At 35.7% G+C, this 8,495-nt stretch carries 2 protein-coding genes and 1 pseudogene; all 3 read left to right on the top strand.

Annotated elements, in window-relative coordinates:
- The first annotated feature begins 26 nt into the window (after nucleotides 1–26).
- Nucleotides 27–6,479, top strand: a complete 6,453-nt coding sequence (locus ASHG_RS03350; protein ID WP_244264244.1) for a S8 family serine peptidase — start codon at nucleotides 27–29, stop codon at nucleotides 6,477–6,479.
- 445 nt (nucleotides 6,480–6,924) lie between these two features.
- Nucleotides 6,925–7,794: pseudogene (ltrA, locus tag ASHG_RS09205) on the top strand (group II intron reverse transcriptase/maturase).
- 39 nt (nucleotides 7,795–7,833) lie between these two features.
- Entirely contained in the window at nucleotides 7,834–8,319 is a 486-nt protein-coding gene (locus ASHG_RS09570; RefSeq protein WP_208853629.1) for a group II intron maturase-specific domain-containing protein, read from the top strand.
- The last annotated feature ends 176 nt before the right edge of the window (nucleotides 8,320–8,495 follow it).

Here is an 8,495-nt window from a genome sequence, read left to right as displayed (position 1 = left end):
ATGCAAACAAGGACAAAGCTCCTGCTTTGGAAACTTCCCTCAAAGAAGATAAGTCTGTTGAAAAAGAAGGGAAAGCAACAGAAGTTACACATAAAGCTGACCTTAATAAGGATTCATCTACTGAAGAAAAGAAAGATGATATAGCTGTAGAAAAGAAAGACGAGGGAAGGCTCATATACATAGCCGAATTTAAAGATAAAGAGGCTGGGGAAAGGGCAATGAAGGAAATATCAAAACTTTCTTCTACAAAAGTTTTGTATGCCTATAACACAATTTTTAATGGTTGTGCAATTGAAACAAAACAAGATAATCTTGATTTGATTAAACACATCGAAGGAATCTCATCTGTAGAAAGATCCCAAAAAGTTGAGCCAATGATGAATCACGCTAGGGAAGAAATTGGTGTCAACGAAGCTATCGACTACCTAAAAGCTATCAACAAAGACATGATAATGAAGTTTGATGGTAGGGGTATGGTAATTGCAAACATAGATACTGGAACTGATTATAGACACAAGGCTATGAGAATTGATGATGATGCTAAGCCTTTTATGAGATACAAAAAAGAGGACTTGCAGGGAACTGACAAGGACTTTTGGTTGAGTGATAAAATTCCTCACGCCTTTAACTATTATAATGGTGGCAAAATCACTGTCGAAAAATATGACGATGGTTCTGACTATCATGATCCACATGGTATGCATATAGCAGGAATCCTTGCTGGAAATGATACTGATGAAGATATAGCTAAGTACAATGGAATAGACGGTATAGCACCTAATGCTCAAATCTTTTCTTACAAGATGTACTCAGATTCAGGTGATGGCTTTGCTGGTGATGAAACAATGTTTCACGCTATCGAAGATGCAATCAAACATAAGGTTGATGTAGTATCTGTATCTTCTGGATTTACAGGAACAGGCCTTATTGGTGAGAAATATTGGCAAGCAGTTAGAGCTTTAAGAAAAGCAGGTATTCCTATGGTAGTTGCTACTGGTAACTACGCAACATCAGCTTCAAGCTCATCATGGGACTTGGCTGCTAATAACCAACTAAGGATGACCGATACAGGAAATGTAACAAGAACTGCTGCCCACGAAGATGCCATAGCTGTTGCATCAGCCAAAAATCAAATAGTAGAGTTTGATAAGGTAAATATTGGTGGCGAAAGCTTCAAGTATAGAAATATCGGTACCTTCTTCGATAAGGATAAGATTATTACAAATGAAGACGGAAGCAAGCTATCTGACAAAGTAAAATTTGTTTATATAGGCAAGGGTCAAGATGAAGATTTAGTTGGTCTTAATCTTAAAGGCAAAATTGCCGTTATGGATAGAATCTATACCAAAGATTTAAAATATGCCTTCAAAAGAGCTGCGGATAAGGGTGCTCGTGCAATCATGGTTGTAAATACAGTTAACTACTACAACAGAGATAACTGGACAGAGCTTCCAGCCATGGGCTACGAAGAAGATGAAGGAACAACTTGCCAAGTATTTTCAGTATCTGGTGATGATGGACTTAAAATTTGGAATATGATTGCTCCAGCCAATAAAACTGAGGTTAAGAGAAACAAGAAAGAAGACTTCAAAGATAAGCTTGACCAATACTATCCAATTGATATGGAAAGCTTCAACAAAAACCGTCCAAAGCTTGGTGATGAGAAAGAGCTAGACTTTAACTTTGCTCCTGATACAGACAAGGAACTTTATAAAGAAGAAGTAATCGTGCCAGCAGCTTCTACATCATGGGGTCCAAGGGTTGACCTCCTACTAAAACCAGATGTATCAGCACCAGGAAAGAACATCAAATCAACCCTAAATGTAATTGATGGCAAATCAACTTATGGTTATATGTCAGGAACAAGTATGGCAACACCAGTGGTCGCAGCATCAACAGTATTGATTAGACCAAAACTAAAAGAGATGCTCGAAAAATCTGTCCTCAAAAACCTAGAAGGTGAGGATAAAATCGACTTAACTACTCTTACAAAGATTGCCCTACAAAACACAGCAAGACCAATGATGGATCCAACAGCTTGGAAGGAAAAATCACTATATTATGCTTCGCCAAGACAACAAGGTGCAGGTCTAATTAACGTTGCTAATGCACTAAGAAGTGATGTTATAGCAAGCTTTAAAAATGTTGACTCCGCAGGTCTAGTAAACTCATATGGATCTATATCACTTAGAGAAATTAAGGGAGACAAGAAATATTTCACAATCAAGTTGATTAATACATCAGATAGGCCTCTTACATTTAAGGCTTCATCATCTGCAATCACCACAGATTCCCTTACCAATAGGCTAAAACTTGATGAAACTTACAAGGATAAGAAATCATTAGATGGCAAACAAATTGTTCCAGAAATTCATCCAGCAAAGATTAAGGGTGCAAATATTACTTTCGAACACGATGTATTTACAATTGCTCCAAACTCTTCATATGAATTGAAGGCTGTAATAAATGTAGGAGAAGCAAAAGATAAAAACCAATTTGTAGAATCTTTCATTAGACTTGAATCTAAAGAAGAACTTGAGGCAATGTGTGGTGGGGAAAACAAGACAGTATTCCAACCATCTCTATCAATGCCACTTATGGGCTTTGCTGGAAACTGGAACAAGGAGCCAATCCTTGACAAGTGGGCTTGGGAAGAAGGCTCTAAATCAAAAACCATGGAAGGTTATGACGATGATGGTAAACCCAAAATACCTGGAACCTTGAACAAGGGTATAGGTGGAGAACATGACATCGATAAATTCAATCCAGCTGCCGTTATCCAAAACAGAAAAGATGGAAATACAAAATCACTTGATCAAGATCCTGACTTATTTGCACTAAATAACAATCAAGGATTATTTGATCCATCACAAAGCGAATCAAAAGTCGCAAGAATTTATCCACTTGATAATAAGGGAGAAACACAAGAAGTTCAAATAGAAAGAGGGCTAACACCTTCCCCACTCGTTCTAAGAAGTGCAGAAGAAGGCTTAATCTCAATTGTAAATACAGACAAAGAGGGCGAAGGACAAAAAGACCTCAAGGTTGTATCAAGAGAGCACTTCATCAAAGGAATCCTAAACTCAAAGAGAAACGATGCTAAGGGTATTAAGTCATCCAAGTTAAAAGTTATGGGAGATTTGAAATGGGATGGCCTTATTTACAATCCTAGAGGAAGAGAAGAAGGCGCTAATGATGATAATAATAACCAAGACTTGGAAACAAAACTTAGGGGTCAATTTGAACCAATAGCTGAGGGTCAATACTTCTACAAGTTCAAATACAGATTAACTAAGGATTATCCATGGCAAGTTTCTTATATACCAGTAAAAGTTGACAATACAGCTCCAACAATTGTCGATGTTGATTTCTCTGATCCAAACAAAATCAAATTAATAGCAAAAGATACTTACCACAAGGCAAAAGATAAGTACAAAAACGAAACCTTGTTTGTAAGAGATCAAAAAGACCATCCAGAGAAATTTGAAGAAGTAGCCAACGAAGTATGGTATGCAGGTGCAGCTATAGTTGACGAGTACGGTGATGTTGAAAGAAACCTTGATGTAAAATATGCAGGAGAAGGCGAAGGTAGACATAGAAAGCTTGATGCTAAAGGAAATACTATCTACGAAATTAAAGGAGCTGGAGATTTAAGAGGAAAAATCATAGAAGTAATAGCCCTAGATGGTGCAAGCAACTTCACCAAAATCCATAGGATAAAATTTGATAGTAAAGCTGATGCAAAGGGAATGATTTCTTATTACCTAGTAGATCCTGACAAAGATTCTTCTTCTTACAAAAAACTTGGAGAAATTTCTGAAGAAAAACTCAAAAATGCAATAAGCTCAGAGGAAAATACCAATAATAATAAAGCTAAGGATGAAGACTTAAAACCAGCTGAAGAAAGTTCAGTTGAGGGAGAAGCTAGCCTTGAAATAGATAAAAATATTTCAACAATTAGAGAATTTGAAAATAAAGACCTAAAGAAACTAATTAAAAAGAAATATAAGAAAATAGAAGACTTTACAACTGGTGGAATGAAAACAGTAGAGCTTGATTATCTATATGATGAAAAAGGAAATGTAAAATCCTACGAAGATGGAAGTGATCTAGAATATGAAACTGAGAAACTTGATGATGTTAAATCAAGGCTTGGTGGAGTGTTAAGTCCATCAAAGGATGGCCATTTTGAAATTCTTGGAGAAGTAAATAATGTATCAAAAGATGCTAAGGCCTACTATGGTAATGACTTTAAACTAATAGAAATCAAGGCAAGTAAATACGACCCACAAACAAAAACTCTAACCTTTGACTTATTTGCAAACACAAATGATGTAGTCGATGGTCTATCCTTTACTGGAGATATGAATATCCTTGTAAAAGATAAGGACCAAACAAAAGCTAAAACTATAATAAGAATGCCAGAAAAGAAGGATGAAGCCGAGGAAGCTTCACCATATGCTTCAAGCTATGGAAATATTATCGAACTAGGTGAAGGTGAACTAACTAAACAAAAACCAAAAGATCCAAGCAAGATGGATACAAACAAGATGTTCTTCGATAATGAAAAGGGTCAATATGTATTAAATGATAATATGATTGTAAGAAATGGATATGCCCTAAGAGTTACGACATTTAACCCAGGAAAAACTGATATGCTTGATGGTAATGGAGTTTATAGCAAGGAAGTTATAGAAAAAATCCAAAATACTGCCCCTAACATCAAGGCCCTATCACAAAAAACAATCTACTGTGATAGTAGAAATGTTGAAGATGGTAGAAGCACTCAATCAGTTCTCATGTCAGCCTTGGACGGATTTAATATAGTTAGATATCAAGTCTTTAAATTCAAAACTAATGACAAGGGAGAAGCTATAGATAAAGATGGAAATCTTGTAGATGATCCTTCTAAACTAGTTCTTCTTGGCAAAGATGGCAAGGAATACCTTGGAGATGATAAATCCAACGTAGAAGCCATCAAAGAAGACGGAGCAATGCTATTTATAGATGCAAAACCAGTAGATTTGACTATGGATAGAAACTATTTCAATCCAACAAAGGACAATAAAATCTATGTAAGAAAACCAGAATTCTATCTTAGAGGAAAGATAGGAGATAAGGGTGGTTTCAACTGGGAAATGAGAGTTAATGAGTCAGTCGTAGACAACTACCTAATCTATGGTGATCTACACATAGATAATACAAGAGACTTTAACATTAAGCTTGATGTAAATAATGGGGACATCATGGATTGGGGAATGAAGGACTACAAGGCTAATGGCTTCCCAGACAAGGTCAAAGATATGGATGGCAATGTCTATCTACAAACTGGTTATAGTAATCTTAATGCCAAGGCTGTTGGAGTTCACTATCAATTCCTCTATGATACTGTAAAACCAGAAATTGAACAAAAAGATGATGGTAACACAGCTATTGAATATGAAAAAGATAAATTTATCAAATTCAATGTTACAGATAAGAGAGATGGCAATAAAGCTGGAGAAATCCAAGACAAACAAATCTTTGTAAATGGTAAAGAATACAAGTCCTTAGAAGATATCAAAGATATCAAGGATGATAAGCTAACAATTAAGTTTGTAGTAAAAGACTTTGCAAACAATACTAGGGTAAAAGAATTTAGCTTTGACAAAAAAACTGGCTCATTAACTCCTGTAGATCCCGAAAAAGTCAAGATTACAATAGGTAATAAGGAAAATGAACTTGTAAAGGGAGAGGACTTCCAATTACCAGAATACAAGGGAGAACTTCCAGAAGGTAAAGGCTTTAAGGGTTGGAAAGTCAAAGACAAAGATGGAAAAGAAAAAATCAAAGCACAAGGTTCCTTCCTATTTGCTGAGTCTGATCTAAGTGTTGAACCAGACTTCTACGAGCTTCATAAAGAAGTTAAAGAAGAAAATAAACAAACTTTTGATGAAACAAAGAAAAAAGATGAGGATTATTCAAAGATTTGGAATATAACTTGCCCAAGTGATACAGAAGAACCTTCAGACAATCCTTGCGAAGAACCATCAGAAGAAGCTTCAGAAAATCCTTCAGAAAATCCACAAATTCCAGAAACAAATATAGCTCATAAGAGTGAAAATCCAAAAGACAATCCTTGCGAAGAACCATCAGAAGTACCTTCAGAAAATCCACAAATTCCAGAAACAAATATAGCTCATAAGAGTGAAAATCCAAAAGACAATCAAGGATTAGTAGTAGAGGTAAGCTCAGAGACTAAAAAGCTTAAAGGAGATCCTTCAAAAGACGATAACTTAGTTCAAATTCCAAGGGAAGATAAGGATAAAGAAGAAGCAAGGGAAAATAAGAACCAAAGAAGTGATGACAAATCACAAGCAAACAATGATAAAGCTCCAACAAGTACAAATGTTAAAACAGGAGTAGAGAGCCTATCATCAGTAGTTATGGGACTATTTGCAGCAAGCCTTGCCTTATTCAAGACTAAAAAAAGAAAATAAAAAAGACCTAATATAAGCTAAGCAAATATTAGACCTTATGCCAGAGTTAGCTTTAGGCTTGCTCTGGTATTTTTGTGTGCTTGGCATGAGCATATTCTAACAGGTGTAAGTCCTAAGTGTGCCCGGTAGTGGGAAACATATAGCCAAAGGCAAGGGTGTCCATCGTGAGGTGGAATCTGAAGGAAGCCATAGGCAAACTCTTGGTCTGACGAACAGAAATCACATAAGGCAGTTACGTAGGATAAGCTTGCAAAACAAAGTAAAGTCCAATAACTACACGGAATACGTAAATGTAAATGTGGCAGATAGATGAGAGGAAAGAATATGCCCTTACCCGAGGAGGTCTAATAGGCGACTTAGTAGTAACAACGAACTATGAGAAGTCAGCAAAAGTCATAGTACTAGTTAAAACTAGGAAGGACCGAACTACAGGAGGTATAAATTTATGAAAGAAACTAATCATGACAAAGACTGTAGAAAATTAACCAGACAAATCAAAGATAACTCGGAAAGTGAAAATAAATTAGCTGTACACAGTCATGATAAGATTAACTCAAAAGAAGAAAATACCAAAAATGAACTAATTGAAAAGATATTCCATAGAAACAACCTAAACGAAGCCTTTAGAAGAGTAAAATCCAACAAAGGTTCAGCAGGAGTAGATGGAATATCAACAGAAGAACTCCTAAAACATCTAAAAGAAAACAAATATAAAATACTAGGACAAATAAGAGCAAGGAAATACAAACCCAAACCAGTAAAAAGGGTACAAATACCAAAATCAAATGGTAAGAAACGAAATCTAGGAATACCCACAACAACAGATAGGGTGATACAACAAGCAATAGCACAAATACTAAGCCCCATCTATGAAAAGAAATTTTCAGAAGACAGCTATGGATTTAGACCAAAAAGAAGTGCACACGATGCCTTAAAAAGGATAAAAGAAATAGCAGATGAAGGATACACATGGGTAGTAGATTTAGACCTAGAAAAATACTTCGACACAGTAAATCAATCCAAATTCATACACATCCTATCAGAATAAATAAAAGATGGGGATGTAATATCCTTAATACACAAATATCTAAAATCAGGAATAATGATAGATGGGATAAAAGTAAAATCATACAAAGGAGCACCACAAGGTGGACCCCTAAGTCCATTACTCGCAAACATCTACCTAAATGAAGCTGACCAAGAACTTGAAAAATGGGGATACAAATTTGTAAGATATGCAGACGACATGCTAATATTCGCAAGAAATAGGAAAGCAGCCGAAAGATACTATAAAAGAGTCAAAAATCTGTTATAAGGAAAATTAAAACTTAAAGTAAACGAGGAAAAGACCTCAATAAGAAAATTAAGCCAAACAAAATATCTAGGATATGGATTTTACCATAACAATGGAACCCAATTAAAAGCACACAAAGAAAGCCTAAAGAAACTAAAGGCAAAACTAAAAGCGGTAACAAGCAGAAGTAATGCACTAGGCTATAGGCAAAGAAGAATAAAAATCAACCAAATCGTAAGAGGATGGATACAATATTTCAAACTTGCAAATATGAGAAAACATCTTCAAATTTTAGACGAATGGTTAAGAAGAAGAATCAGAATGTGTGCGTGGAAAGGCTGGAAGAAAGTAAAAACCAAATTTAAAAACTTAGTAAAATTAGGTACAGCTAAATATCAAGCTTGGAAATGGGCAAATACGCGCAAATCCTATTGGATAATAGCAAAAAGCCCAATACTGAGCAGAGCTCTTAACAACAAAAGAATAGCTGAAAGGGGCTATATATCCCTAGTCAGCTATTACAATAAAGTTCAAATTAAACGGTAGAACCGCCGTATACGGAACCGTACGTACGGTGGTGTGAGAGGTCGGCAGATGAATTAATCATTTACCTCCTACTCGATTTATACAATATAATTTACTACAGTAACATCTAATCTCCAATGACTTAAAGCCAGTACAGAAACAGCCATAAGGGCTAGACGATTATAGATAACGGGTTT

It is taken from the genome of Anaerococcus senegalensis JC48, assembly GCF_000321005.1.
In the GTDB taxonomy this organism is placed as follows: Bacteria; Bacillota; Clostridia; order Tissierellales; family Peptoniphilaceae; genus Anaerococcus; species Anaerococcus senegalensis.
Note: the sequence above shows the minus strand (reverse complement) of the source record. Positions and strands in the feature narration are given on the sequence as shown.